This window comes from Pseudomonas sp. R2-7-07, from assembly GCF_003852355.1.
Lineage (GTDB): Bacteria > Pseudomonadota > Gammaproteobacteria > Pseudomonadales > Pseudomonadaceae > Aquipseudomonas.
In genome coordinates, this window is sequence record NZ_CP027759.1 from 4749391 (window position 1) to 4774443 (window position 25053).

Annotated in this window: 31 protein-coding genes; 15 read left to right on the top strand and 16 right to left on the bottom strand. The window is 60.4% G+C overall.

All coding sequences use genetic code 11. The features are described 5' to 3' along the window. Window positions 1-456 precede the first annotated feature (456 nt). The 4 genes from C4J86_RS21795 to C4J86_RS21810 form a co-directional block, all read right to left on the bottom strand. Window positions 457-1368 carry an SDR family oxidoreductase gene (locus tag C4J86_RS21795; RefSeq protein WP_124371805.1) on the bottom strand — a complete coding sequence of 304 codons (912 nt, stop codon included), beginning with the start codon at window positions 1366-1368 and terminating at the stop codon, window positions 457-459. Between the two features lie 130 nt (window positions 1369-1498). After that, window positions 1499-2401: an alpha/beta fold hydrolase gene (locus C4J86_RS21800; protein WP_124371806.1), complete on the bottom strand. Its 903-nt coding sequence runs from the start codon at window positions 2399-2401 to the stop codon at window positions 1499-1501. Further along, the gene (locus tag C4J86_RS21805; RefSeq protein WP_124371807.1) at window positions 2401-3183 is read right to left on the bottom strand and encodes a class II aldolase/adducin family protein; all 783 of its coding nucleotides are present in this window, start codon (window positions 3181-3183) and stop codon (window positions 2401-2403) included. Before C4J86_RS21805 ends, C4J86_RS21800 begins: the two co-directional genes overlap by 1 nt. A 189-nt stretch (window positions 3184-3372) precedes the next feature. Further along, window positions 3373-3828 carry a flavodoxin gene (locus C4J86_RS21810; RefSeq protein ID WP_124371808.1) on the bottom strand — a complete coding sequence of 152 codons (456 nt, stop codon included), beginning with the start codon at window positions 3826-3828 and terminating at the stop codon, window positions 3373-3375. A gap of 129 nt (window positions 3829-3957) precedes the next feature. On the opposite strand from C4J86_RS21810, the gene C4J86_RS21815 reads away from it, so the two are divergent. Further along, window positions 3958-4425 carry a PAS domain-containing protein gene (locus C4J86_RS21815; RefSeq protein WP_124371809.1) on the top strand — a complete coding sequence of 156 codons (468 nt, stop codon included), beginning with the start codon at window positions 3958-3960 and terminating at the stop codon, window positions 4423-4425. A 57-nt stretch (window positions 4426-4482) separates the two neighbouring features. Beyond that, complete coding sequence (locus C4J86_RS21820) at window positions 4483-5088, top strand: hypothetical protein (protein WP_124364355.1); 606 nt, start codon at window positions 4483-4485, stop codon at window positions 5086-5088. 2 nt (window positions 5089-5090) lie between these two features. Here the strand turns inward: C4J86_RS21820 and C4J86_RS21825 are convergent, their stop codons facing one another. Further along, window positions 5091-6050 carry a MerR family transcriptional regulator gene (locus C4J86_RS21825; RefSeq protein ID WP_124371810.1) on the bottom strand — a complete coding sequence of 320 codons (960 nt, stop codon included), beginning with the start codon at window positions 6048-6050 and terminating at the stop codon, window positions 5091-5093. A gap of 211 nt (window positions 6051-6261) precedes the next feature. On the opposite strand from C4J86_RS21825, the gene C4J86_RS21830 reads away from it, so the two are divergent. Genes C4J86_RS21830 through C4J86_RS21855 form a run of 6 tightly spaced genes read left to right on the top strand, consistent with a single transcriptional unit; the run spans window position 6262 to window position 9188 of the window. After that, window positions 6262-6819, top strand: coding sequence for an antibiotic biosynthesis monooxygenase (locus tag C4J86_RS21830; protein WP_124371811.1), 558 nt, complete (start codon window positions 6262-6264; stop codon window positions 6817-6819). A 57-nt stretch (window positions 6820-6876) separates the two neighbouring features. Then, entirely contained in the window at window positions 6877-7587 is a 711-nt protein-coding gene (folM, locus tag C4J86_RS21835; RefSeq protein ID WP_124371812.1) for a dihydromonapterin reductase, read from the top strand. Window positions 7588-7606: 19 nt separating this feature from the next. Then, the gene (gene folE, locus C4J86_RS21840; RefSeq protein ID WP_124364359.1) at window positions 7607-8167 is read left to right on the top strand and encodes a GTP cyclohydrolase I FolE; all 561 of its coding nucleotides are present in this window, start codon (window positions 7607-7609) and stop codon (window positions 8165-8167) included. 2 nt (window positions 8168-8169) lie between these two features. Continuing rightward, complete coding sequence (gene folX / locus C4J86_RS21845; RefSeq protein ID WP_124371813.1) at window positions 8170-8541, top strand: dihydroneopterin triphosphate 2'-epimerase; 372 nt, start codon at window positions 8170-8172, stop codon at window positions 8539-8541. Between the two features lie 16 nt (window positions 8542-8557). Then, window positions 8558-8854: a DUF1244 domain-containing protein gene (locus tag C4J86_RS21850; protein ID WP_124364360.1), complete on the top strand. Its 297-nt coding sequence runs from the start codon at window positions 8558-8560 to the stop codon at window positions 8852-8854. After that, entirely contained in the window at window positions 8847-9188 is a 342-nt protein-coding gene (locus tag C4J86_RS21855) for a HopJ type III effector protein (RefSeq protein ID WP_124371814.1), read from the top strand. The genes C4J86_RS21850 and C4J86_RS21855 overlap by 8 nt, the downstream gene beginning before the upstream one ends. A gap of 125 nt (window positions 9189-9313) precedes the next feature. On the opposite strand, the gene trxB is transcribed toward C4J86_RS21855, so the two are convergent. Then, window positions 9314-10276: a thioredoxin-disulfide reductase gene (gene trxB / locus C4J86_RS21860; protein WP_124364362.1), complete on the bottom strand. Its 963-nt coding sequence runs from the start codon at window positions 10274-10276 to the stop codon at window positions 9314-9316. Between the two features lie 127 nt (window positions 10277-10403). After that, window positions 10404-10571, bottom strand: a complete 168-nt coding sequence (locus tag C4J86_RS26900; protein WP_164487786.1) for a hypothetical protein — start codon at window positions 10569-10571, stop codon at window positions 10404-10406. Here C4J86_RS26900 and cysZ point away from each other — a divergent pair. Together cysZ and C4J86_RS21875 are read left to right on the top strand one after the other, a co-directional pair. Next, on the top strand, window positions 10570-11334 hold the full coding sequence (gene cysZ, locus C4J86_RS21870) for a sulfate transporter CysZ (RefSeq protein WP_124371815.1): 765 nt from the start codon (window positions 10570-10572) through the stop codon (window positions 11332-11334). The genes C4J86_RS26900 and cysZ overlap by 2 nt on opposite strands. A gap of 54 nt (window positions 11335-11388) precedes the next feature. Then, window positions 11389-12591, top strand: a complete 1203-nt coding sequence (locus C4J86_RS21875) for a glycosyltransferase family 1 protein (RefSeq protein WP_124371816.1) — start codon at window positions 11389-11391, stop codon at window positions 12589-12591. On the opposite strand, the gene C4J86_RS21880 is transcribed toward C4J86_RS21875, so the two are convergent. The 7 genes from C4J86_RS21880 to rplU all read right to left on the bottom strand — a co-directional run bounded on the left by C4J86_RS21880 (window position 12560) and on the right by rplU (window position 18201). Then, window positions 12560-13663: an NADH:flavin oxidoreductase gene (locus C4J86_RS21880; protein ID WP_124371817.1), complete on the bottom strand. Its 1104-nt coding sequence runs from the start codon at window positions 13661-13663 to the stop codon at window positions 12560-12562. The two genes, C4J86_RS21875 and C4J86_RS21880, sit on opposite strands and share 32 nt — an antisense overlap. A 220-nt stretch (window positions 13664-13883) precedes the next feature. Continuing rightward, window positions 13884-14366, bottom strand: coding sequence for a glutathione peroxidase (locus C4J86_RS21885; RefSeq protein ID WP_124371818.1), 483 nt, complete (start codon window positions 14364-14366; stop codon window positions 13884-13886). A gap of 102 nt (window positions 14367-14468) precedes the next feature. After that, a complete protein-coding gene (locus C4J86_RS21890; RefSeq protein WP_124364367.1) occupies window positions 14469-14933 on the bottom strand; it encodes a CreA family protein in 465 nt (154 codons plus the stop codon). 15 nt (window positions 14934-14948) lie between these two features. After that, window positions 14949-16067 carry a glutamate 5-kinase gene (gene proB / locus C4J86_RS21895; protein ID WP_124365208.1) on the bottom strand — a complete coding sequence of 373 codons (1119 nt, stop codon included), beginning with the start codon at window positions 16065-16067 and terminating at the stop codon, window positions 14949-14951. Window positions 16068-16177: 110 nt separating this feature from the next. Next, entirely contained in the window at window positions 16178-17401 is a 1224-nt protein-coding gene (gene cgtA, locus C4J86_RS21900; protein WP_124364368.1) for an Obg family GTPase CgtA, read from the bottom strand. A 193-nt stretch (window positions 17402-17594) separates the two neighbouring features. Next, on the bottom strand, window positions 17595-17852 hold the full coding sequence (gene rpmA, locus C4J86_RS21905; protein ID WP_003176049.1) for a 50S ribosomal protein L27: 258 nt from the start codon (window positions 17850-17852) through the stop codon (window positions 17595-17597). 34 nt (window positions 17853-17886) lie between these two features. Then, window positions 17887-18201 (bottom strand): 50S ribosomal protein L21, encoded by a 315-nt coding sequence (gene rplU, locus C4J86_RS21910; RefSeq protein ID WP_003176051.1) that lies wholly within the window; start codon window positions 18199-18201, stop codon window positions 17887-17889. A 239-nt stretch (window positions 18202-18440) separates the two neighbouring features. On the opposite strand from rplU, the gene C4J86_RS21915 reads away from it, so the two are divergent. The 3 genes from C4J86_RS21915 to C4J86_RS21925 all read left to right on the top strand — a co-directional run bounded on the left by C4J86_RS21915 (window position 18441) and on the right by C4J86_RS21925 (window position 20356). Next, window positions 18441-19409 (top strand): polyprenyl synthetase family protein, encoded by a 969-nt coding sequence (locus C4J86_RS21915; protein WP_124371819.1) that lies wholly within the window; start codon window positions 18441-18443, stop codon window positions 19407-19409. 188 nt (window positions 19410-19597) lie between these two features. Then, a complete protein-coding gene (locus C4J86_RS21920) occupies window positions 19598-19939 on the top strand; it encodes a zinc ribbon domain-containing protein YjdM (RefSeq protein WP_017254008.1) in 342 nt (113 codons plus the stop codon). 159 nt (window positions 19940-20098) lie between these two features. Then, window positions 20099-20356 (top strand): hypothetical protein, encoded by a 258-nt coding sequence (locus C4J86_RS21925; protein WP_003194088.1) that lies wholly within the window; start codon window positions 20099-20101, stop codon window positions 20354-20356. Window positions 20357-20491: 135 nt separating this feature from the next. On the opposite strand, the gene C4J86_RS21930 is transcribed toward C4J86_RS21925, so the two are convergent. Next, window positions 20492-21109 carry an FKBP-type peptidyl-prolyl cis-trans isomerase gene (locus C4J86_RS21930; RefSeq protein ID WP_124364370.1) on the bottom strand — a complete coding sequence of 206 codons (618 nt, stop codon included), beginning with the start codon at window positions 21107-21109 and terminating at the stop codon, window positions 20492-20494. A gap of 105 nt (window positions 21110-21214) precedes the next feature. Continuing rightward, window positions 21215-22438, bottom strand: coding sequence for an OprD family porin (locus C4J86_RS21935; protein WP_124371820.1), 1224 nt, complete (start codon window positions 22436-22438; stop codon window positions 21215-21217). A 182-nt stretch (window positions 22439-22620) separates the two neighbouring features. On the opposite strand from C4J86_RS21935, the gene C4J86_RS21940 reads away from it, so the two are divergent. Together C4J86_RS21940 and C4J86_RS21945 are read left to right on the top strand one after the other, a co-directional pair. Further along, window positions 22621-23517: a LysR family transcriptional regulator gene (locus C4J86_RS21940; RefSeq protein ID WP_124371821.1), complete on the top strand. Its 897-nt coding sequence runs from the start codon at window positions 22621-22623 to the stop codon at window positions 23515-23517. Window positions 23518-23624: 107 nt separating this feature from the next. Next, on the top strand, window positions 23625-25052 hold the full coding sequence (locus tag C4J86_RS21945; RefSeq protein WP_124371822.1) for a YfcC family protein: 1428 nt from the start codon (window positions 23625-23627) through the stop codon (window positions 25050-25052). Window position 25053: the final 1 nt, after the last annotated feature.

Here is a 25053-nt window from a genome sequence, read left to right on the forward strand (position 1 = left end):
GCCCCACCCTACTGCTGCCCAGGAGGAGCGATAAGCGCACCAAGGAGGTATTCGTGTTGTAGCTCGAAAGGATGACGGGCCGCGCGGGCCATGGGTGCGGCGTGCGTCATGGATTGGATGGATGGTGGCCTATCAGAAGCATCGATGGCATGCGCCGAATTATTGTCGTTTTGGTAACAGTCCTTGTCCTGAACCGCTATTACTCATTCTGTTACAACCGACTATGCTTACTTCGCTTTCAGGGCAAACAGCCCGCTCCGAGGTTCTGGAGAAAAGCTTGAATTCGACGGATTGCCAAGACATTCAATCTGTTACCAGTGTTCACTGACGTTGATTTATCGCTCCTTGATCCAACGTCTTACTTCGGCCGCTGCCTGTGCAGCGGCCTTTTTTATGCCTGGAATAAAAACGGGGCGCCATTGACGCCCCGTGGGATTCAGTATTTTTACGCAACGATCAGAGGCTGAACTTCTGCAAGTTGGCCATCATCTCCTTCAATGCCTCGATCGTGTCTTTGGGGTGCGCCGCCCCTTCGAAGTCGCAGATCTGCTGCCAGTGCGCCGCCACGTCATCCGGCGAAAAGCCCGCTTCGGGGTCAAAACCCACGCCCAGGCTGCGCTCCCAGCGGGTCTTGCCGATCCAGCCGCCGCCCACTTCGAACAAGCCTGAGGTTTCCTGGCAGGCTTCGCTGCCCAGGTACACCACCAGCGGACTGACCAGCTCCGGCTTGAGACGCTCGAACACCTGCGGCGGAATCAGCCCCTCGGTCATGCGTGTGGCGCCGGTGGGCGCAATCGCGTTGACCAGGATGTTGTTCTTGCGCCCTTCCAGCGCCAGGGTTCGGGTCAAGCCATACAGGCCAAGCTTGGCCATGCCGTAGTTGGACTGGCCAAAGTTGCCGTAGATGCCCGAGGTGGACGCGGTGAAGATCACCCGGCCATAGCCCTGCTCGCGCAGATGCGGCCAGGCGGCGCGGGTGACTTTGTAGGCGCCTTCGACATGCACCCGGTAAACCAGGTCCCAGTCGCTGTCGTCCATCTTGTGGAAGGTCTTGTCGCGCAGGATACCGGCGTTGTTCACCACCACATCGATACGGCCGAAGGCATCCAGCGCGTTCTGTACGATTTTATCGCCGTCGGTGACGGAATCATGGTTGGCGTGCGCAATGCCACCCGCTGCGCGGATTTCGGCCACCACGCGGTCGGCCGCCGAGGCATTGGCGCCTTCGCCCTGGGTCGAGCCACCGAGGTCATTGACCAGCACCTTGGCCCCGTGCCGAGCGAACAGCAGCGCATGGGCGCGGCCCAAACCGCCGCCAGCACCGGTGACGATCACGACCTTATCCTGCAACTGCACTGACTGACTCATACCGAACTCCTTGGGCGACAATGGCAATGGGCAGAGTGTCCGGCACCGGGCCTTGGGTCACAATAAATACGGCCGACGCTGAATGGTGCTCGATAAGGCAGCGGGATGATGCCGCCTGGGGGCGCAAGGCTCAGGAATAGGCCGGACGCGCTGACCGCAGGCCAATACGCTCGCGAAACGCCTGGTAATGCCTGAGCACCTGGACCGGCGCCTCGATCTGTGGGTAATGGCCGATATCGGCCAGCAAGATGGCATCGGCATTCGGCACTAGTTGGTGATAGCGCTCCACCATATGCGCGCCGGAAATGGGGTCGACCTCACCGTCGATGACCCGCAACGGCACGTCGCCGCGCTGCATTGCCGCCACCCAGCGGTCACGCAGGCGACGGCGCTGGGGAATGTAGTTGATCAGCTTGTGCAGGATGCGCGGGCCGTCGTTGTGTTCAATCAGGCTCCAGAAATCATCCAGGGCGCTTTCGCTGGGTAGCGTCCGGGGACCAAAAATCTGGTTAAAACTGTTGGCCAGGCTACTTCGCCCAGAGGCTCGGCCGATCATCCAGCCCAAGGGGCTGAGCAATAACTTCTGCACCAAGGTTGCGCGATGGGTTTCGGGGAACAGCCCACCGTTGAGAAACGCACAACTGGCCATCTGGAACCGCCCTTCGTAATGCCGGGCCAGGAGTTCCTGGGCAACGCTGTCGCCATAGTCATGGGCCAATATGTGCACCGGCTCTGCCACCCCCAGGTGTTCAAGCAACGCCTGTTGCAGGTCGGCTTGCTCCAGCAGGCAGTACTCGTGATCCAGCGGTTTGGCCGATTCGCCGAAGCCGAGCATGTCGCAGGCGATCACCAGATTGCGCTGGGCCAGGGGCTGCCACAGGTAATGCCAGTCCCAACTGGCCGTGGGAAAGCCATGGATCAGCAGCAGCGGCTCGCCCTGCCCGGCCACCCAATAACGAATGGAGCGGCCGCGAAAGACGAAATCCTGGCCGCGTTTGCGCCAGGCGCTGAGGGGTATCTCGGCAAGTGGCATCAGCTTTTATACCCGGGGTCCTGGTTATCCAATTTGCGCAGCAGCGCCGGCCAGGCCAGCGCACCGCCCATACCTTGGGCGCTTTTTGTGACAGCCGCCACCATCGCCTTGGCACCGGCCAGAATCTGCGGCTCGATGGCAATCAACTCGGCAGCGCCGTTCTGCGCCAGTACCTGGATGTCACAGGCACGCTGGAACGTGAACATCATCAGAAAGGTGTCAGCGATGGTCGCGCCGCACGTCAGCAGGCCATGGTTGTGCAGCATCAGAAAGTTGTGTTCGCCCAGGTCCGCCTGCAAGCGCGCCTTTTCATCGTGATTCAGTGCGACGCCTTCATAGGCGTGATAGGCCAGGCTCGACAGCACAAACAGCGACTGCTGGCTGATCGGCAGCACGCCCTGCTTTTGCGCAGACACGGCGACACCGGCGGCAGTATGGGTGTGCAGCACGCAGGTCACGTCGTGGCGCACTTCGTGGATGGCGCTGTGGATGGTGTAGCCCGCGGGGTTGATCTCATAGGGGCTGTCCATGCGCTTGTTGCCGGCCTGGTCCACCTTGACCAGGCTTGAGGCGGTGATTTCGTGGAACATCAGCCCATAGGGGTTGATCAGGAAATCATCGGTGCCCGGCACCTTGGCGGAAATATGCGTGAAGATCAGATCATCCCAACCGTGCATCGCCACCAGGCGATAGCAGGCCGCCAGGTCGACACGGGCTTGCCATTCGGCCGCGCTGACCTGATCTTTGACATTCTGTGACGATAGAACGGGGGCTAGGCTCACAATAATGACCTCCTTGGCGCATTTATTATTATTTTTTAAGTGATGAGCCAGTCTAGTCAGACGCCCTGGCTTGCGGAGTTGCCTTCGCAGCCAGCTTGATGACTGAGCGAGTCAGCCTGGAGAATAGTACAAACGGTGTCAGAGAAGCGCCGTCAATAAAAACACGCGGACAGCGCCTCACGGGGTCGGTCAGCGCTGCAGTGCAGTAATCAACTCGGCCAGCCACGGCTCGGCGTCGGTCTCCGGGGTCACGCTTTCGCTGGCGTCCAGGCGCAGCATCGGCAGCACTTCGCGCAGGCCCAACTCACTGAATACTTCGCGCATTTGCTCGCCGCCGCCGCAGAAGGTATCGCCGTAGCTGGCGTCGCCCAGGCCAATGACCGCACCGGGCAGGCCGCGCCAGGCGGCGGGCAACTGGTCGCGAATGCTTGAGTACAGCGGTTGCAGATTGTCGGGCAGCTCGCCCATGCCGGTGGTCGATGTGACCGCCAGGAACGCCTCGGGCGCGAAGGCCTGCACGTCGGCCAGCGTGGCACGCGGGTTGTGCCAGGCTTCAAAACCCGCTGCTTTGAGGATTTTTTCGGCGTGGCGAGCGACTTCTTCAGCTGTGCCGTAGACCGAGCCGGAAAGGATGGCGACTTTCATCAATCTGATCCTGTAATTGAGCGAAAGCGTAGGATATTAGCAGCTGGCGCAGTTTTCTCAGCGCGCGCCGTGCAACATTCAAGACGTGTCATAAACTTCAGACCTCAACAACAAGCCATGGACCGCTCAATGATCAACGCCAAGCTGATGCAAATGGTCATCAACGCCTCCAACGACGGGATTGTCGTCGCCGAACGAGAAGGCGAAGACAAGCCACTGATCTACGTCAACCCGGCCTTCGAACGCCTGACCGGCTACACTCTGGACGACATCCTTTATCAGGATTGCCGTTTCCTGCAGGCGGGCGACCGTGACCAGCCAGGCCTGATGGCGATCCGCGAGGCGCTCGACAGCGGTGGCGCGTGCCGGGAAATCCTGCGCAACTACCGCAAGGACGGCACACATTTCTGGAACGAGTTATCACTGTCAACGGTGTACAACGCGGCCGACCAGCAGACGTATTTCGTCGGCGTGCAAAAAGACGTCACCGTCCAGGTAAAAGCGCAGCAACGCGCCGCCCAGCTGGAAGCCCAGGTAGCCGAGCTTAAAGCCGAGCTGGCGGCGCTCAAGGCGACGAGTGAAATTAACAAGCTGTAAAAATGGCGGTCTTTAGAGCGATAATGGCCTTTTAACGCCCAACTTTGAGCTATATCCATGCACCGCGATGCTCTTTTGACCCAGGACGAACTGGCGTTTATCCAGGACATGCAGCACAACCCGCAGCTCAACCTGCGGGATGCATGGTCGAGCCTGACGGTGAATGGCGGTGCGCAGATTCGCGATTTGCTCACGCGGTTGGCCGCTCACGACCAAGTCACCATCCAGGCGCAGTTCGATAACCAGCAACTGACCTTTCCCCTGCATCTGGTGGAAGATGAGTTTCATGCGGTGCATCTGCGCCTGGGCGTGCCGAGTATCTTTGAAGACGGGCCGATGATCCGCCCGTGGCGCCTGGCCCTTGAAACACCGGTGGCCCTGGAGAACATCAAGGGCTACGCCAGTGCGCTGTGGGTGCACGAAGTGTCATTCAAGGGTGTGCTGGTGGAAGGGCGTGGCCGAGCCAAACCGCCGAAAACCTTTTCTTTGTGGTTCAGTCCGTCCGGTTACGAACGTATTGCGCTGCGTGGCACGCTGGAGCGGGAAACCGCCCGGGGCCTGTTTGCCTACCGCCTGAATCAGAGTGACGCAGGTGAAATCGAGCGCCTGCGCCAATTCATCCTGCACCAGCATCGTCTGGTGCATCCCCATGTACATGCCTGAGATCAGGTATCCAGACCGCCACTGAGAAACTGCTGCAAACGGCGCTGCATCTGGCGCCCTTCGCTGCCGAGGCAGCCGATGGACGTGCCGGCCAGATCGGCCTGCAACAGGTCCGATGCAGCGCCTGCGAGAAACAGCGGGCAGTCCAGGGTCAACGCCAAGCGGTTCAGACGCGCAGCCAGGTCATGCTTATGCGAGTGATTGGAGAACATGACCAGCGCCTGGGGGCGGATCTTTTCACAGACCAGGGTCAACTCATCGACCGGCTGGTCCAAGCCCAGCACCTTCACGGACAAATCCTCCCAGCTCATCAACAGCGCCGCCACCAGTAGCTCCAATTTGCGGCAATCGCCCGGCAGGGCGCTCAGTAATACCTGGGGGGCGGGCGATGCGCTTGCCACCTGCAAGCGCAGCAAAGTCTGCATACACAGAAAAGAGTCGAAAAATAGCCATTCACTGGCCTGGCCGAAACGGCCCTGGTGGCGCAGCAAGTCGCGCCACAACGGCATCAGAATGTCCTGAAACGCAACGTTCAGTGGATAGGTCGAGAACACCTGGCCATACACGCTCTCCAACTGACGCTCGTCGAACGCGCTGATGGCATGCATCAGCCGGGCTCGCCACTGCGGCCATTCGCTGTCTTCGGCCGCGTCGCGCTCGGCACGAATCGCTTCGATCTGTTGATCGTCACGCGCCAGAATCTTGCCAACCTTGCTCACCGCCACGCCGCGTTCAGTCCAATCAAGGATACGCTGGACCGTCTCAATATCGGCCGTGGAGTAGAGACGGTGCCCGCTTTCGGTGCGCATGGGCTGGATCAGCCCGTAGCGCCGCTCCCACGCTCGCAGGGTGACCGGGTTTACGCCTGTCAATCTCGAGACTTCCCGAATGGGAAACAGCTGATCTGAATCTGTCGAAATCAGACGCGAAATGCTATCAATCGGAGCAGTAATCAAGGGCATTGGTGACCAAATGTGGCAATGCTGGCTGAAGGGTATTTAACGCTTATCGACCTGTCTTTTTCAAGGCCGCACTTATCGGACCAATGTCTCTGGTGTATTTCGGCAAAAGAGGAATAATCCTTGCCTGTTTTTTAAGAGAGCGGCCTCACCCGGCCGCCTCTTTGTGCGCCACCTACCCGGTTCAGCGCACCCGTACATTTGGAGATATACCATGTCTACCTCACCCGTCACCTTGATGGTCGCGCGCCGCGTGGCCAAAGGACGCTATGAAGAGCTGATGGCCTGGCTGCGCGAAGGCGAACAACTGGCCACCGACTTCCCCGGTTACCTGGGTTCCGGCGTGCTGGCCCCGCCGCCCAATGACGATGAATTCCAGATCATCTTCCGTTTCGCCGACGAAAAAACCCTGCATGCCTGGGAGTTTTCCGCTTCGCGCAGTGCCTGGCTGAGCCGTGGCAGCGAGCTGTTTGCCGACCCGTCCGAACACCGCGTGAGCGGCATCGATGGCTGGTTTGGCGCCGTGGGAGCCCGCCCACCCCGTTGGAAACAGGCGGTGGCGATCTGGCTGGCGTTTTTCCCGGTGTCGCTGCTGTTCAATTTTGGCCTGGCCCCCTTGCTCGGCGAACTGGACCTGTTCAGCCGGGTGCTGGTCAGCACCTTGGCGCTCACACCGCTGATGGTGTACTTCTTTATTCCGTTGTCGACGCACCTGCTGGCGAACTGGCTGCATCCCACGCCACCACGCAAGGCCAGCGAAGCCGCTGCCTGAGTACAGGGGAGACGGGTCGCTGGTATAGTTTCCACCTGCCAGCGACTAGAGCCTCCCATGACTGCAACCAACGCCCCGATCCTGATCACCGGTGCCGGCCAGCGCGTCGGCCTGTATTGCGCCGAGCGTCTGTTGGACGCAGGGCAATCGGTCATCTTCAGCTACCGCAGCGAACGCCCAGGGGTGCAGCTGCTGCGCGAACGCGGTGCGTTCGGCCTGTTTGCCGATTTTTCCAGCGAAGCGGGGATTGTGGCGTTCATCACTGAGTTGAAGGCACATACCGACTCGCTGCGCGCGATCATCCACAACGCCTCGGCCTGGATCGCGGAAACGCATGACGACGAAAGCCACGCCTTTACCGACATGTTCAGCGTGCACATGCTTGCGCCGTACCTGATCAACCGGCATTGTTCACCCCTGCTGCAACGTTCGACACCGGCCGATATCGTGCATATCAGCGATGACGTGGTACGCAAGGGCAGCCGTCAGCACATCGCGTATTGCGCCACCAAGGCCGGGCTCGACAGCCTTACCTTGTCGTTCGCCGCAGAGTTCGCGCCGCTGATCAAGGTCAACGGCATCGCGCCGGCCATGGTGATGTTCAATGAAGGCGACGACGCGGCCTACCGTGCCAAGGTCCTGGCCAAGTCGGCGCTGGGCATCGAGCCCGGGCCTGAGGTGATCTACCAGAGCGTGCGTTACCTGCTGGACAACCCCTATGTCACCGGGACCACCCTGACCGTCAACGGCGGGCGGCATATCAAGTAAGCCGTTTTGAGGATGTTGTATGACCTTGTCCCTGCCCCACCATTACCGCGAAATCCTCAAAGGCCTGGGCGAAGACCCGGAACGCGAAGGTTTGCTCGACACCCCCAAGCGCGCCGCCAAGGCGATGCAATACCTGTGTCATGGCTACGAGCAGAACCTGGAAGAAATCGTCAACGGCGCGCTCTTCGCCTCCGATAACGACGAGATGGTGATCCTCCAGGACATCGAGCTGTACTCGCTGTGTGAGCACCACCTGTTGCCCTTTATCGGCAAGGCCCATGTGGCCTACATTCCGACCGGCAAGGTGCTGGGCCTGTCGAAACTGGCGCGCATCGTCGACATGTACGCCAGGCGCCTGCAGATCCAGGAAAACCTCACGCGGCAAATTGCCGACGCCATCCAGGACGTGACCCAGGCCGCCGGCGTGGCGGTGGTGATCGAAGCCAGGCACATGTGCATGATGATGCGCGGCGTGGAAAAACAGAATTCAACCATGAACACCTCGGTGATGCTCGGCGCGTTCCGCGAGTCGAACACCACGCGCATGGAGTTCCTGCAACTGATTGGACGGAGCAAGTAGCAATGCCACAACTTCAACCAGGCATGGCGCGCATCCGGGTCAAGGACCTGTGCCTGCGCACCTTTATCGGCATCAACGAGGACGAAATCCTCAACAAGCAGGATGTGCTGATCAACCTGACCATCCTGTATGCCGCCCAGGAAGCCGTGCGCGATAATGACATCGACCACGCGCTGAACTACCGCACCATCACCAAGGCCATCATTGCCCACGTCGAAAGCAACCGCTTCGCCTTGCTCGAACGCCTGACCCAGGAGCTGCTCGACCTGGTGATGAGCAACGAGTCGGTGCTGTACGCCGAAGTCGAAGTCGACAAACCCCATGCGCTGCGCTTTGCCGAGTCGGTTTCGATCACTCTGGCGGCCAGCCGCTGATAGTCAAGTGAGCCCTATGAACGACCAACAACGCCTCGAACTCGAAGCCGCCGCCTTTCGCCGGCTGGTGTCACACCTGGACAGCCGCAAGGATGTACAGAACATCGACCTGATGAACCTGGCCGGCTTCTGCCGTAACTGCCTGTCCAAGTGGTACAAGGCCGAGGCCGATGAGCGCCAGATCGAACTGAGCCTCGATGACGCCCGTGAAGTGGTGTACGGCATGCCGTACGCCGAGTGGAAAGCCCAATACCAGAAAGAAGCCAGCGCCGACCAACACGCGGCGTTTGCCAAAGGAAAAGCCCATGACTGACCTGAACACCCTGCGCGCCAGCCTTAACAGCGGCAAACACGCGTTTGCCGACACCCTGGCCTTTGTTGCCGCAGGTTACGACTACCAGCCGCAAGCCTTCACCAACGGCGAGGTGGAAAATGCCGCCGGCCAGAACGAAGGTTCGTGCAAGACACTTGGATTGGCGTTGCTGGAAGGGTTGAGCGATCAGGAAGCGTTGCTGGCGTTTGGCGAGCATTACCGTTCAGTGGTGGCTACGCCGGAAGGCAGTGACCATGGCAATATCCGTGCGTTGATCAAATACGGCCTGGCCGGAGTGAAATTTGCAGCACAACCCCTGACCCGCAAATCCTGAGCCAAATAAAGATCAAAATGTGGGAGGGGGCTTGCCCCCGATTGCGGTGGTTCAGTAGCAAATGTGCTGACTGAAACACCGCTAACGGGAGCAAGCCCCCTCCCACATTTGTTTTGCAGCGTTGCTTAGAACGAGGCGTCTTTCAGACCGTCAAGGTAACGTTCGGCATCCAGGGCCGCCATGCAACCGGCGCCGGCCGAGGTGATGGCTTGGCGGTAGACGTGGTCAGCCACGTCGCCGGCCGCGAAGATGCCGTCGATGTTGGTGGCGGTGGCATTGCCTTCACGGCCGCCCTGCACCACCAGGTAACCGTCTTTGGCTTCCAGCACACCTTCGAACAACGAGGTGTTCGGGGTGTGGCCGATGGCGATGAATACGCCGTCGACTTTCAGCTCGTCGAAGCTGCCGTCATTGTTCTTCAGGCGCGCACCGGTCACGCCCATGTTGTCACCCAGGACTTCGTCCAGCGTGGCGTTGAGCTTGAGGATGATCTTGCCTTCAGCGACACGGGCGTGCAGCTTGTCGATCAGGATCTTCTCGGCGCGGAAGGTTTCGCGGCGGTGCACCAGGGTCACGGTGCTGGCGATGTTGGCCAGGTACAGCGCCTCTTCCACTGCGGTGTTGCCGCCACCGACCACAGCCACTGGCTTGTTGCGATAGAAGAAACCGTCGCAGGTCGCGCAGGCGGAAACACCCTTGCCCATGAACGCTTCTTCCGATGGCAGGCCCAGGTAACGGGCGCTGGCGCCGGTGGCGATGATCAACGCGTCACAGGTGTACACGCCGCTGTCGCCTGTCAGGCTGTAAGGCTTCTTGGAAAAGTCGACCTTGTTGATGTGGTCGAACACGATCTCGGTTTCAAAGCGCTCGGCGTGTTCTTTCATACGCTCCATCAGCACCGGGCCGGTCAGGCCGTGGACGTCGCCCGGCCAGTTGTCGACTTCGGTGGTGGTGGTCAACTGACCGCCCGCCTGCATGCCGGTGATCAGCAGCGGCTTGAGGTTGGCGCGGGCAGCGTAGACCGCAGCGCTGTAACCGGCAGGGCCGGAACCGAGAATAATCACTCGCGAATGACGGGTATCAGACATGACTCACTCCTATCGACCGTCCGGACAACAAGACGGCTGGAATAAAAAAGGACCGCGAAGCACTTGGGGAAGGCTTGAACTCGCAGATCCTGAAAATAATGGGTGCAGCGTATAGAGGGGGGCAAGATTAAGGAAATACGGAATAACAATCCAGCTCATAGGTGGTCTCTATGCAGTCGACCGGTTTGATCGACCTTATTGTCCACTCAGGTGTAACCGCTGATGTCGCCACTTTCACCGCCACGGCAAAGCCGGTAAGGTCGGCGCGTTCGCCCTTCTGCTCGGAGTCTTCCATGCCTGCCCCCGCTCTTTCCGGCCCGCAATACCTGCGCGAAGGCCTCAAACTGGTGTTGAGCCCCGGCCTGCGCCTGTTCGTACTGCTGCCGCTGGCGATCAACCTGGTGCTGTTCGTCGGCCTGATCTACTTTGCAGGCCACCAATTCAGCCTGTGGGTCGACCACCTGATGCCCACGCTGCCCGGCTGGCTGAGCTTTTTGAATTACCTGCTGTGGCCGCTGTTCGTGGTGCTGGTGGTGTTGATGGTGTTTTTCACCTTTACCATGCTCGCCAATATCATCGCGGCGCCGTTCAATGGTTTTCTCGCGGAGAAAGTCGAGATCGTGGTGCGTGGCACCGACGACTTCCCACCGTTCAGCTGGGGCGAGCTGATCGCGATGATTCCGCGCACCCTGGCCCGGGAAATGCGCAAGCTGGGCTACTTCCTGCCACGGGCCATCGGCCTGTTCATCCTGTCGTTCATTCCCGTGGTCAACCTGATCGCCGCGCCATTGTGGCTGTTGTTCGGCGTGTGGATGATGGCGATCCAATACATCGACTACCCGGCCGACAACCACAAGCTGGGCTGGAACGAAATGCTCGCCTGGCTGCGCCAGAAGCGCTGGCAGAGCATGAGTTTTGGCGGGATCGTCTACCTGGTGCTGCTGGTGCCGGTGGTCAACTTGCTGATGATGCCGGCAGCAGTAGCCGGGGCTACGTTGTTCTGGGTGCGCGAGCAAGGTGCCGAAGCGATGGCCGGGCAACAGGTGGCCCGGTCATAAATCCATCATCCCAGTGACACAATGAAGACATGGCCCGCAGCGACACTGTGGGTCATGACGATAGCTTCGCTCCACATCACCCTGATCACCGAAACCTTCCCGCCGGAAATCAACGGGGTGGCCAATACCCTTGGCCGCCTGTGCGACGGTTTGCGCGCGCGCGGCCATCAAATCGAACTGGTACGCCCCCGCCAAGGCGTCGACCAGAGCCGGCCGAGTGACGATGAGTTGCTGCTGTGCCGCGGCTGGCCGTTACCGGGGTATCCAGGGCTGCAGTGGGGCCAATCGTCGATGCACAAACTCCTGCGCCGCTGGACCCGCCAGCGTCCGGATGTGTTGTACATCGCCACCGAGGGGCCGTTGGGCTTGTCGGCGTTACGCGCGGCGCGGCGCTTGGGCATCAGCGTGGTCAGCGGCTTTCACACCAACTTTCAACAGTATTCGAACCAGTACGGCTTGAGCCTGTTGAGTCGCCTGGTCACCCATTACCTGCGCTGGTTTCATAACCGGTCGACGTTGACCCTGGTTCCCAGCGCGAGTCAGCGCCTGGAGCTGGAGCGCCGGCACTTCGAGCGTCTTGGCATGCTGTCGCGGGGGGTCGACAGCCAACTGTTCCATCCGGCCAAACGCGACGACGCTTTGCGCGCGAGCTGGGGTTTGGAGAACGACGACATTGTGGTGCTGCACGTAGGACGCCTGGCCCAAGAGAAAAACCTCGGGCTGCTCAAACGCTGTTTCGACACGTTGCAGACCACCTATCCATCGCGGCGGCTCAAGCTGGTGATTGTCGGCGATGGCCCGCAGCGCAGCCTGTTGCAACGCGATTTGCCCGACGCGGTGTTCTGCGGCGCCCAGCGCGGTGAAGCACTGGCGCGGCATTATGCTTCGGGCGATCTGTTCCTGTTTCCCAGCCTGACCGAAACATTCGGCAATGTGGTGCTGGAAGCCATGGCGTCCGGGCTGGGTGTGGTGGCCTACGACCAGGCAGCCGCGACCCAGCATATTCGCCACGGCTACAACGGTGTGCTGGCGATGCCGGGGGATGAGAACGCGTTTTGCGATGCGGCCGTGTGGCTGCTGGAAGAGCGCGAGACGCTGCGCCGAGCGCGGCTCAATGCCCGGCAACACGCCAGTCGCCAAGGATGGCCGGCGATCATCGAGCAATTCGAGCGTCAGCTGCGCGATGTATGCAAGGACGGGCCTCCGGTGCCCGCCCTGGCGTCGCTTACACCAGGCTCGTCAACGCCTCACGACTGAACGGCAGAATGTCGGCCTCGCGACCTTCGCGCACCTTCACGGCCCAATCCGGATCCACCAGCAGCGCACGACCCACGGCGACCAGATCGAATTCGTCGTTATTCAAACGCTCCAGCAGGTTCTCCAGGCTGGCCGGCTGCGCGACCTTGTCGGTGTTGACCATGAACTGCAGGAACTCACCATCCAGACCAACGCTGCCCACGGTGATCGTCGGTTTCCCCGTCAGCTGGCGGGTCCAGCCGGCCAGGTTGAGGTCGGAACCTTCGAATTCAGGCTCCCAGAACCGGCGCGTGGAACAGTGGAAAATATCCACGCCAGCGTCGGACAACGGCTTGAGGAATTCGCCCAACGCCTCGGGGGTTTGCACCAGGCGCGCGGTGTAGTCCTGCTGCTTCCACTGGGAAAAACGCAGGATGATCGGAAAATCCGGGCCGACCGCAGCACGGATGGCCTGGATCAATTCGATAGCGAAACGTGAACGGTTGGCCAGGCTGCCGCCGTACTCATCGGTACGCTGGTTGCTACCTTCCCAGAAGAACTGGTCGACCAGGTAGCCGTGGGCGCCATGGATTTCCACTCCGTCCATGCCGATGCGTTGAGCATCTTTGGCCGCCTGGGCGAACGCCTCGATCACGTCCTTGATGTCCTGGGTGGTCATGCCATGGACGACTACCTTGCCATCCTTGAGTTTTTCCATCGGGCCGTAGGCTGGCACGCTGGCGTCAGGTTCGGTACCGATACGGCGCACGGCGCCCACATGCCACAACTGCGGAACAATCTTGCCGCCTTCGGCGTGGACCGCATCGACCACTTTCTTCCAGCCGGCCAACGCCGCTTCGCCGTAAAAGTGCGGAACGTTGGGGTAACCGTTGGAGGCTTGATGGCCGACCACGGTGCCTTCGGTGATGATCAGCCCAACGCCGGCGGCGGCGCGACGGCGGTAGTACTCGATCACTTGAGCATTGGGCACGCCACCCGGGGAGAATGAGCGGGTCATTGGCGCCATGACCACGCGGGTCGACAGTTGCAGTGCACCGAGCTGGAAGGGTTTGAACAAGGCTTGGACGGGCATGGAGCACTCCACATAAGACGGATTTATGATGTGGATAATATGGGCGCCGCAACTTGCTGGATAGCACTATTGATCTGGGTGATTAAGGCGATAAAAGCAACCGAATACCTGTAGGAGCGAGCTTGCTCGCGAAGCGCCTGAGGACGCCGCGTACATCCAGAGCACACGCGTTATCGTTGGCGATTTTCGCGAGCAAGCTCGCTCCTACAGTGAAGGCGGTTTAGCCTAGGGCTTTTTCGATGGTCTGGACGATCGATGGATCTTCCGGTGGCGTACGTGGTGAAAAACGCGCCAGCACGCGGCCATCTTTGCCGAGCAGGAATTTCTCGAAGTTCCAGGTGATATCCCCAGGAAATTCAGCGCCCTCGCCCGCCAGCAGGCGGTAGAGCTGGTGACGCTCCGGCCCGTTCACCTCGAGTTTGCTGCCCAGGGGAAAGGTCACCCCATAGTTGAGGCTGCAGAATTGCCGGATCTCTTCCTCGGTGCCCGGTTCCTGGCCCGCAAACTGGTTGCACGGCAGGCCGAGCACGGTGAAACCCCGATCCTTGTACTGCTGATAGAGGTTTTCCAACGCCGCATATTGCGGGGTCAGGCCGCATTTGGAGGCCACGTTGACCACCAGCACAACTTGCCCCTTGTAAGGCGCCAGCGGCAGCTCTTGCCCATCCAACGCTTTGAGTTTCAGGTCGTGGAAAGCACTCATGACGAACTCCAGATATCCTATTTTTCTACGCCTCGCGACGCCTTGAGCTTACAACCCGCAAGCCCGCAATTATAGACGCCCGTAACAAAACCCGCCTGCAGGTTACTGAGCGGTCGGCCACGGCAGGATCGGGATCGCCGTCACCGCGTTCTGCGGGCTGCCTTCGATCAGGCGGTCGCTGTAGACCAGGTACACCAACGTGTTGCGCTTCTTGTCGAGGAAACGCACCACCTGCATGGTCTTGAACACCAGCGAGGTGCGCTCCTTGAACACTTCGTCACCGTCCTTGAGTTCACCCTTGAAGTGGATCGGGCCGACCTGGCGGCAGGCAATCGAGGCTTCGGCGCGGTCTTCGGCCAGGCCCAGGCCGCCTTTGACGCCACCGGTCTTGGCACGGGACAGATAGCAAGTCACACCATCGACCTTGGGGTCGTCAAACGCTTCGACCACAATCCGGTCGTTGGGGCCGACAAACTTGAACACCGTCGACACCTGGGCAATCTCTTCGGCCGAGGCCAGCAGTGGCATGGCGAGCAACAGGCCAAGCAATCCCTTCATTACGCGCATCGGGTATTCCTTCGTTTAAACCAGAATGAGGTTATCGCGGTGCACCAGTTCCGGTTCCGCCATGTAGCCCAAGAGTCCGACAATCGCTTCAGACGATTGTCCAATAATCTTCTGCGCCTCCAGGGCACTGTAGTTGGCCAGGCCGCGGGCGATCTCACGACCATCCGGCGCCACGCACACCACCATCTCGCCTCGGCGGAAGCTGCCTTGCACCAACTTGACGCCCACCGGCAGCAGGCTCTTGTTGCCTTGGGACAATGCCGACACCGCCCCCGCGTCGAGCACCAGGGTGCCACGGGTTTGCAGGTGCCCGGCCAGCCACTGCTTGCGCGCCGCCAGCATGCCGCGCTCGGGCGACAGCAGCGTACCGATGCGCTCCCCGGCCTTGAGACGGTCGAGCACGCGCTCCAGGCGCCCGCCGACGATGATGGTGTGGGCACCGGAGCGCGCGGCCAGGCGGGCGGCACGCAGCTTGGTCTGCATGCCGCCACGGCCCAAGGCCCCGCCGACACTGCCGGCAACGGCGTCCAGCGCCGGGTCATCAGCGCGCGCTTCATGGATAAGCTGGGCATCAGGGTTGTTGCGCGGGTCGGCGTCGAACATGCCGTCGCGGTCGGTGAGAATCACCAGCAGGTCGGCTTCCACCAGGTTGGCCACCAGGGCAGCCAGGGTGTCGTTGTCGCCGAAGCGGATTTCGTCGGTGACCACCGTGTCGTTCTCGTTGATCACCGGGATGACCTTGAGCTCCACCAGCGCACGCAAGGTGCTACGGGCGTTGAGGTAGCGCTTGCGGTCGGACAGGTCGTCGTGGGTCAGCAGGATCTGCGCCGTGTGGCGGCCGTGCTCGGCAAAGCTCGATTCCCAGGCTTGCACCAGGCCCATCTGGCCGATGGCGGCGGCGGCTTGCAGTTCGTGCATCGCGCTGGGTCGCGCGGTCCAGCCGAGGCGGCTCATCCCGGCGGCAACTGCCCCGGACGAGACCAGCACTAACTCGACACCGGCCTCATGCAAGGCCACCATCTGCTCGACCCAGACGCTCATGGCTGCGCGATCGAGTCCCTTGCCATCGGCCGTCAGCAACGCGCTGCCGATCTTTACGACCCAGCGCTGCGCACCTGTCACTTTGCTCCGCATCATCTTCAACCTTAGAGTGAGGGCCGCGCGACCCAGCGCCGCCCATAACGTTATACCCGGATACCAAAACGCCGCTCCAGAGGAGCGGCGTTCAAGTTTATCGCAACGAATCAGTCGCGCACGTAAATGATTTCCGGACCGTCTTCATCATCCACGTCTTCCTCGTCCCAATCATCGTCGCCGATGTCATGCACCGACTTCACGCCGCTGCGGCGCAGGGCACGCTGGTCGTCCAGCGCTTGCAGCTGGGCACGGGCTTCGTCTTCGATCTGCTGGTCGAGCTCGGCGAGTTCGGCCTTGAAGACCGGGTCGGCCGCCAGGCGGTCGGCGCGGTCTTCCAGATAACGCATGATGTCGCGGCAAAGGCGCTCGGTGCCTTCTTTGGCGATGGCCGAGATCACGTAGACCGGACCTTCCCACTCCAGGCGGTCGACGATTTCCTTGACGCGCTCTTCGTGCTCTTCTTCAAGGATCTGGTCGCACTTGTTCAGCACCAGCCAACGATCACGCTCGGCCAGGGCCGGGCTGAACTTGGTCAGTTCGCTGACGATCACTTCGGCGGCATCGGCAGCATTGGTTTCGTCCAGCGGCGCCATGTCGACGAGGTGCAGCAGCAAACGGGTGCGCGACAAGTGCTTGAGGAAGCGAATCCCCAGGCCTGCGCCATCGGAAGCGCCTTCGATCAGGCCAGGAATGTCGGCGACCACGAAGCTCTTCCAACGGTCGACGCTGACCACGCCCAGGTTTGGCACCAGGGTGGTGAACGGGTAGTCGGCGACTTTCGGCTTGGCGGCCGACACCGAGCGGATGAAGGTACTTTTGCCGGCGTTCGGCAGGCCCAGCAGGCCTACGTCAGCGAGTACTTTCATTTCCAGCTTGAGGTCGCGCTGCTCGCCCGGTTTGCCCGGCGTGGTCTGGCGCGGTGCACGGTTGGTACTTGACTTGAACCGGGTGTTACCCAGCCCGTGCCAGCCGCCCTGCACAACCATCAACTTCTGGCCGGCCTTGGTCAGGTCGCCGATCACTTCCTGGGTGGCCGAGTCGATGATCGTGGTGCCGACCGGTACGCGCAGTACCAGGTCTTCACCTTTTTTACCGGTGCAGTCGGTGCTGCCGCCGTTGGAGCCACGCTCGGCATCGAAGTGCCGGGTGTAACGGTAGTCGACCAGGGTGTTGAGGTTTTCGTCGGCCATCATGTAGATGGAACCGCCGTCGCCGCCGTCACCGCCGTTTGGGCCACCGTTTTCAATGAACTTTTCGCGACGGAAACTCATGCAACCGTTACCGCCGTCGCCTGCTTTTACTCGGATGGAAACTTCATCAACGAACTTCATAACAAAACGCCTCTCGCCGCACGGACGAGCTTAAGAAACCAAGACATAAGACTCTTGCAAAAATGAGCGCAGCGACCTCAAGCAACGACTGCAAAACCTGCTGCCCTCGCCATTACAAACAGCTTTGCAAGAGACTCACTCCACAAACGAAAAAGCCCCGTCGCAAGACAGGGCTTTTCCAGCGATCTCGCAATTAAGCTGCGACAACGCTCACGTAACGGCGGTTGAACGCGCCCTTTACTTCGAACTTGATCACGCCTTCGATTTTCGCGAAGAGGGTGTGATCTTTACCCATGCCAACACCGTAACCGGCGTGGAATTGGGTGCCGCGCTGACGCACGATGATGTTGCCCGGAATGATCTTCTGGCCGCCATACATCTTCACGCCAAGGCGTTTGGCTTCTGAGTCGCGACCGTTACGGGTACTACCACCAGCTTTTTTGTGTGCCATGAGTCAATTCTCCTAGTGAGGAATTAGGCTGAAATTAAGCCTGAATACCGGTGATTTTGATCTCGGTGTACCACTGGCGGTGGCCCATACGCTTCATGTGGTGCTTACGACGACGGAACTTGATGATGCGGACTTTATCGTGACGACCTTGGGAGATCACTTCAGCCACAACGGTAGCGCCAGCAACAACTGGAGCGCCGATGTTCACGTCATCGCCATTGGCGACCAACAGAACGCGATCAAAAGTCACGGATTCGCCAGTAGCGATTTCCAGTTTTTCGATCTTCAGGTATTCACCTGGGGCGACCTTGTATTGCTTGCCACCAGTAACAATTACTGCGTACGACATGGTATTTCTCCGATAATCCTGCTCACCCAGCGCTTTATAAGAAGAGGTATTGGCTGGCATGGCTGCATGGGATGGACGTCCCGAATGCAATTGCGTAAGGCAGGTGCTGCCCAGGAAGTTCAGGGTGCGCGATTGTACGCAAGCAATAGACGCGTTGCAAGAGGCCGTCCATCGCGCCTTGACACCCAGGGGCATGGGTCCTAGCATGCCGCGCAACCCTTCTGGAGCGACTGTCGCTGATGCAACCCCAAGCTTTCTACCGCGCGGTCGCGGACGATTTTAGCGCCGTCGACGGCATCATCAAGCAGCAGCTGACGTCTAAAGTGCCGCTGGTCGCCAAAATTGGCGACTACATTACGTCGGCGGGCGGTAAGCGCCTGCGTCCTTTATTAGTGTTGCTGTGCGGCAAGGCCCTGGGCCGCGAAGGCGATGACCTGCGCCTGCTGGCGGCCACCATCGAATTCCTGCACACCGCCACCCTGCTGCACGACGACGTGGTCGACATGTCCGGTATGCGCCGTGGTCGCGAGACCGCCAACGCCATGTGGGGCAACGCCCCGAGCGTGCTGGTGGGCGACTTCCTGTACTCGCGCTCGTTCGAAATGATGGTCGAACTGGGCTCGATGCCAGTGATGAAAATTCTTTCACAGGCCACGCGCATCATCGCCGAAGGCGAAGTGTTGCAACTGTCGAAGGTACGCGACGCCAGCACCACCGAAGAAACCTACATGGAAGTGATTCGCGGCAAGACCGCGATGCTCTTCGAAGCCTCCACCCACAGCGCCGCCGCGCTGTGTGGCGCGAGCGCCGAACAGGCCGAAGCGCTGCGCACCTTTGGCGATCACCTGGGCGTGGCGTTCCAACTGGTGGACGACCTGCTCGACTACCGTGGCGACGCCGAGACCCTGGGCAAGAACGTCGGTGACGACCTGGCCGAAGGCAAACCGACCCTGCCGCTGATCTACACCATGCGCGAAGGCACGCCGGAACAGGCCGCCCTGGTGCGCAAGGCGATCCAGAAAGGCGGGATCGAAGACCTGGAAGCCATCCGTGCCGCCGTCGAAGCGTCCGGCTCGCTGGAGTACACCGCACAACTGGCGCGTGACTACGTGGCCCGTGCGATCCAGTGCCTGCAAGCCCTGCCCGCCAGCGAATACCGGGATGCCTTGGTTGAGCTGAGCGAATTTGCGGTGGCGCGTACGCACTAAAATACACCCGGGCCAATGTGGGAGGGGGCTTGCCCCCGATAGCGGAGTGTCAGCCAATGGATAAGTTGGCTGTTACACCGCCATCGGGAGCAAGCCCCCTCCCACATTTGGATTTCATACAACCTGTAAGACCACAATCCCCTATATAATGTGCGACTTTTAGCCATCCTGACTCTCAAGGAGCTTTAGTGAGCACGTTGCCACCCTGCCCGAAATGCAATTCCGAATACACCTACGAAGACGGCGCCCAGCTGATCTGCCCGGAATGCGCCCATGAGTGGTCCGCCAATGGCGAGGCCGAAGCAGCCGGCGATGAAACCGTCAAGAAGGACTCTGTGGGCAATGTCCTGCAGGACGGCGACACCATCACCGTGATCAAGGACCTCAAGGTCAAGGGCACTTCTCTGGTGGTGAAAGTCGGCACCAAGGTCAAGAACATCCGCCTGTGCGACGGCGACCACGATATCGATTGCAAGATTGACGGCATCGGCCCGATGAAACTCAAGTCCGAGTTCGTGCGTAAAGTCTGATCGTGCTGCAACCATCCCACGCCCGCCGTGGGATGGCGTTTCGCCCTCTTGCTTGACCCGCCTCAATCTCCACACAGAAAAAAGCGCAAACCGCCAATAGGCACTTGCTATTCTACGAATAAGAATTATTCTCATTGAAACCCATCAAGGAGAACGACCATGACTTATTTGATAGACGCCTGGCTGGACCGCCCTCACCCCTACCTGCGGATCCTGCATCGGGAAACCGGCGAAGTCTGTGCCGTGCTGGAAGAAGAAGCGCTGAATGAACTGCAGGACCAGGGCGACCTGGACGTGAATGGCCTGAGCTCCAGTGAGCCTGGGGTGCTGAAGGAAGTGGTGAGGAACCTGTTTTTATTCTGCTATGCCCGAGCGTTGCGCCCGGCGACGGAGCTCAATGGCAAGTTCCACCCATGAACCACCCTGCAAAACGCTGTAGGAGCGAGCTTGCTCGCGAAGACCGCATAAACAACGCGCTCATCCAGAATGCCCGCGTCATCGTTGACGTTTTTCGCGAGCAAGCTCGCTCCTACAGGTGATCAACAGCAGGTCTTACAGAACGTCGAGCAGCTCGACGTCGAACACCAGAACGCTGTGCGGCGGGATGCTGCCAACGCCTTGAGCGCCGTAAGCCAGTTCGCTCGGCACGTACAGGCGCCATTTGCTGCCGGCATTCATCAACTGCAGGGCTTCGGTCCAGCCGGCAATCACGCCGCCCACCGGGAATTCTGCAGGCTGGCCACGCTCGTAGGAGCTGTCGAATACAGTGCCGTCGATCAGCGTGCCGTGGTAGTGAGTGCGCACCTGGTCTTCACGGGTCGGCTTGGCGCCATCACCGGCAGTCAGCACTTCAAATTGCAGGCCCGAAGCCAGGGTGGTAATGCCGTCACGCTTGGCGTTTTCAGCCAGGAATGCCAGGCCGGCGCCTGCAGCGGCTTCAGCTTTGGCCGCGGCTTCAGCTTGCATGATTTCGCGGATCACCTTGAAGCTGGCCGCCATTTGCTCTTGGTCAACACGGCTTGGCTTGCCACCGAACGCGTCGGTCAGGCCGGCCAGGATTGCATCGAGGTTGACGCCTGGTGGCGGGTTGTCGCGCAGTTGGTCGCCCAACTGACGGCCGATACCGTAGCTGACGCGGGTTTCGTCGGTGGACAGATTAACTTCGGACATGAAGAGGCTCCGCTGTAGGACAACACGGTTTCCCGTGCCATCCAGAACTAAAAGGGCCCGCAGACTAGCACACAAGACCGGCCCATGATCAGCCCCCTCCCCCGACTACCAGAGCGCCAGGTCGTAAGTCAGGTACAACCGGAAATTGTCACGGTCACTGGCATAGGTCGAACGATAAGTGGCCTTGCGCAACTCCACTCCCAAGCCTTTGAGGGTGCTGTTCTGGATCACATAGCGCAAGTTAGTGTCGGATTCCCACTCCCGCGCCTCGCGCCCCCTGACGTCACCGTTTTGTCCTTTGTAGTAACGGGTCATGAAGCTCAAACCCGGCAGTAGCGCTGCGAAGTCATAGTCGTAGCGCAGCATCCAGGTTTGCTCACCCGCCTGGATGAACTTGCCCACACCCGCGTTACTGAAGGAATACACCGTCGACACACTGGCATACGGCACGGCGGTCTCGCCACTGACCTTCTGATAGCCCACACCCAGCGCCTGCGCGCCCAGGCGGTAAGTAAACAAGCCGCTGAACATGTCACTGTCGACCTGACCGTTGCGAGCTTCACCCGCTTGGGTGCTGATGAAGTAGCGCAAGTCGCTGGTCAGCGTGCCGCTGCCCACCGGCTGCTTGTGCACCAGGCCGAAGAACTGCTGCCGATAGAATTCACGCATTTCACCGTAGTACCAGCTACCGCTGAGCTTGGGCGTAAAGGCATAGGTGGCGCCGGCAAAATTGAAGTCACTGCCTTTTTTGCCACTGTAGCCCTGGGGATAGATAGCCACGCTGTCGGTGGAGTTGCGCAGCTTGAATTTATCCAGGTGTCCGACATGCAGGTACAGGTCACGAATGCCGCTGTATTCCACTTGGGTGCCCTGGAACGTCTGCGGCAACAGGCGACCATCGTTGTGCACCAGCACCGGAATCTTCGGCAGCAAGGTACCGTTTTTTAGTACGGTGTTGCCCCAGCGTATCTTGGCTGTGACGCCCAGGCTGGAGAACTCGCTGGCCGCATGACCATCATCATGCACGGGCAACAAACCTGTGCCGGCGTGGGTTGGGCTGGAGTCCAGGCGCAGTCCCGCCAGCCCCAGAGCATCCAGGCCAAAGCCTACGGTACCCTCGGTATAACCCGATTGAAGATTGAGCAGAAAGCCTTGGGCCCACTCCTTGCGGTCTTCACCACCGTCGCGGTAGCCGTCGTTGAAGTAGAAGTTGCGCAAGGTCAATCGGCCGTAGGAATCCTCCCAGAACCCCTGGGCCATCAATGCCGGTGACAGGCTCGCCAGCAGTCCCGCCGAAACTATTTCCCGCTTCGTGAAAAGCTCACGCATAAACCTTTCCTCAATGCCATGTTGTGTTTTTTATGGGCGATTGCACGGCGCGGCAGCTGGACGGCGTGTCGCGTTGGAGCGGACACTAACGACTCGCCCGCCGCCTCACAACGTTATGCGAGAAGCGCATCAGGCTATGCGTGAAGCACCGGCCGCCCTTCCCAACCGATAGGAAAACCACGGTGAATCTCAAGCAACTCGAAGCCTTCAAGGCGATCATGTCCACCGGCTCGACCATCGGCGCAGCGACGCGCATGGGCCTCTCGCAGTCGGCGGTCAGCCGCCTGCTGAGCCAGTTGGAAGAGCACTTGGGTTTTGTCTTGTTCCTGCGTAAGAAGGGCCGCCTGATGGCCACGCCGGAAGCCGAGGAATTGCTTGCCGAAGTCGCCGGGCTGGTGGATGGCATGCAGCGGATCCAGCGCCTGGCCGACGAGATGCGTGCAGGACGCTTACGCAAAAGCCTGCTCAAGGTCGGGGTGCCCACCAGCATGGCCCAGGGACTGTTGCCACGCATCGTGACCGAGTTTCTCAAGGGCCATGACGACATCGTCGTCGAGTTGCTGACCGGTTCCTACGACATGATCGAGCGTGCGGTGCTGGACCGTTCCGCCGACCTGGGTTTTGTGCGCCTGCCCACGGAAATCCCCGACTTCGACGTCGAGCCGGTGCTGCAAACCGAAGGCGTCTGCGTGATGCCGGCCGAGCATCCGCTGACCCGTCACGCTTGCATCGAAGTGCAGCACCTGCGCAACGTGCCGCTGGTGATGCTCGGCCGGCAACGGGCACTGCGAGCCGAACTGAACCAGGTGTTCCGCGCGGCCAACCTCACGCCGCAGGTACGGGTCGAGGTGCACTCGGTAGGGGCGGCGTGCAGCTTCGTTGCCGAGGGGCTGGGGGTGTCGATCGTCAACGGTCTGCTGGCCAGTCACTTCCTGCATTTGCCCATCGTCACGCGCCCCTTCCGCCCGGCGCTGCCCTACGCATTCGGCCTGGCGTTTCGCGCCAATGAACCGCGCTCGCAACTGGTGAACGCGTTTGCCGAGCATCTCAAGCAGCGTCTTGCCGAACAAAACGCATAGCCCAACCCACCCTACGCATAACGTTGTCGCCGCGAAAAGTTTGCCCTAGTGTCCGCCCCACACGTGTCACCCCTATAACAATAACGGCGCACGCCGGGGCCACCAGCATGAGTGAATCGCAGAGCACCCCCACCCAAGCAGCGGTAGGGAAAACCACGCAACGCAAACAGATCAATCCCGCCATCATCTTGCTGAGTATTGTCCTGCTCGCGGTGGCGTTTACCTACGCCGTGAATTCGGGCACGTTCCAGCGCCAGAATGGCCTGGTGGTGCCGGGCTCGTATCAGGTACTGGAAAAACACGATTCCCTGAGCCAACTGTTCGCCCTGGAGCCACGCAAAGTCTTCGACACCGTGGCACGTCCGGTGTCTCTGGCGGAAGGCTTCATGGCCATTCCCCAGGGCATCGAGAAACGTGCGGCGCTGATTTTCATGGTGCTGTTCATCGGCGGCATGTTCGGTGTGCTGAACAAGGCCGGGGTGATCGATGCCGGGCTGGAACGCATGCTGGGGCTGACCCGGGGCAATATCTACGTATTGGTGCCGTGCCTGATGCTGGTGTTTTCCGCCGGGAGTACCTTCATGGGCCTGGCCAAGGAATTCATCCTGATCGTGCCCTTGATGGTTGCCATGGCTAACCGGCTGGGGCTGTCGAACCTGATCGGCCTGGCCATTGTCACGATCTCGGTGAAGATCGGCTACCTGGCCTCAATCTCCAATCCTGTGGCGCTGTCCGTCGCCCAGCCGATGGTTGGCTTGCCGATCTTCAGCGGCCTGAGCATGCGCGTGTTGGCCTACTGCACGTTCCTGCTGGTGGGAATTGCCTTCGTACTGTGGAGCATTCGCAAGCACGGTTTCGATGCCACAGCGCAGATCACATTCCAAAGCACACCGCTGCCCATGCGGCACTTGGGCAACCTGATCGTGCTGCTGACGGGCATCGCTTTTTTGGTCTACGCCTCCAACCGCTGGGCCTGGAAATACCACGAGCTGTCGGCGTTCTACTTACTGCTGACGGTGGCCTTCAGTGTGATCGCCGGGCTCGGTGCAAGCGTTGCCGCCAGCGCCTTTGTCGATGGGATGAAGAAGGTGCTGATCGCCGGCGTACTGATCGGCCTGGCCACCGCCGTGGAAATTATCCTCAGTACCGGCCAGGTACTGGACACCATCGTCAACAGCCTGGCCAACTTGGTGGGCGATCACGGCCCGATTGTGTCGGCTTACGGAATGTTCTTCGCACAACTGGGGCTGGATGTGCTGATCCCGTCCACCTCGGGCCAGGCCGCCGTGACCATGCCGATTTTCGGCCCCTTGGGCCAACTGTCCGGGGTCAGCCCACAGACCACGGTGTTCGCATTTTTGCTGGGCAATGGCCTGACCAACATGATCACCCCCACTTCCAGCGGCTTGCTGGTGCTGTTGGCTACCGCCAATGTCGGCTGGGGCCAGTGGGCGCGTTTCATCCTGCCTTTATTCTTGATCTACGCCGTGCTGGCGATGGTGTTGCTGGCCATTGCGGTGACGAGCGGGTACTGAA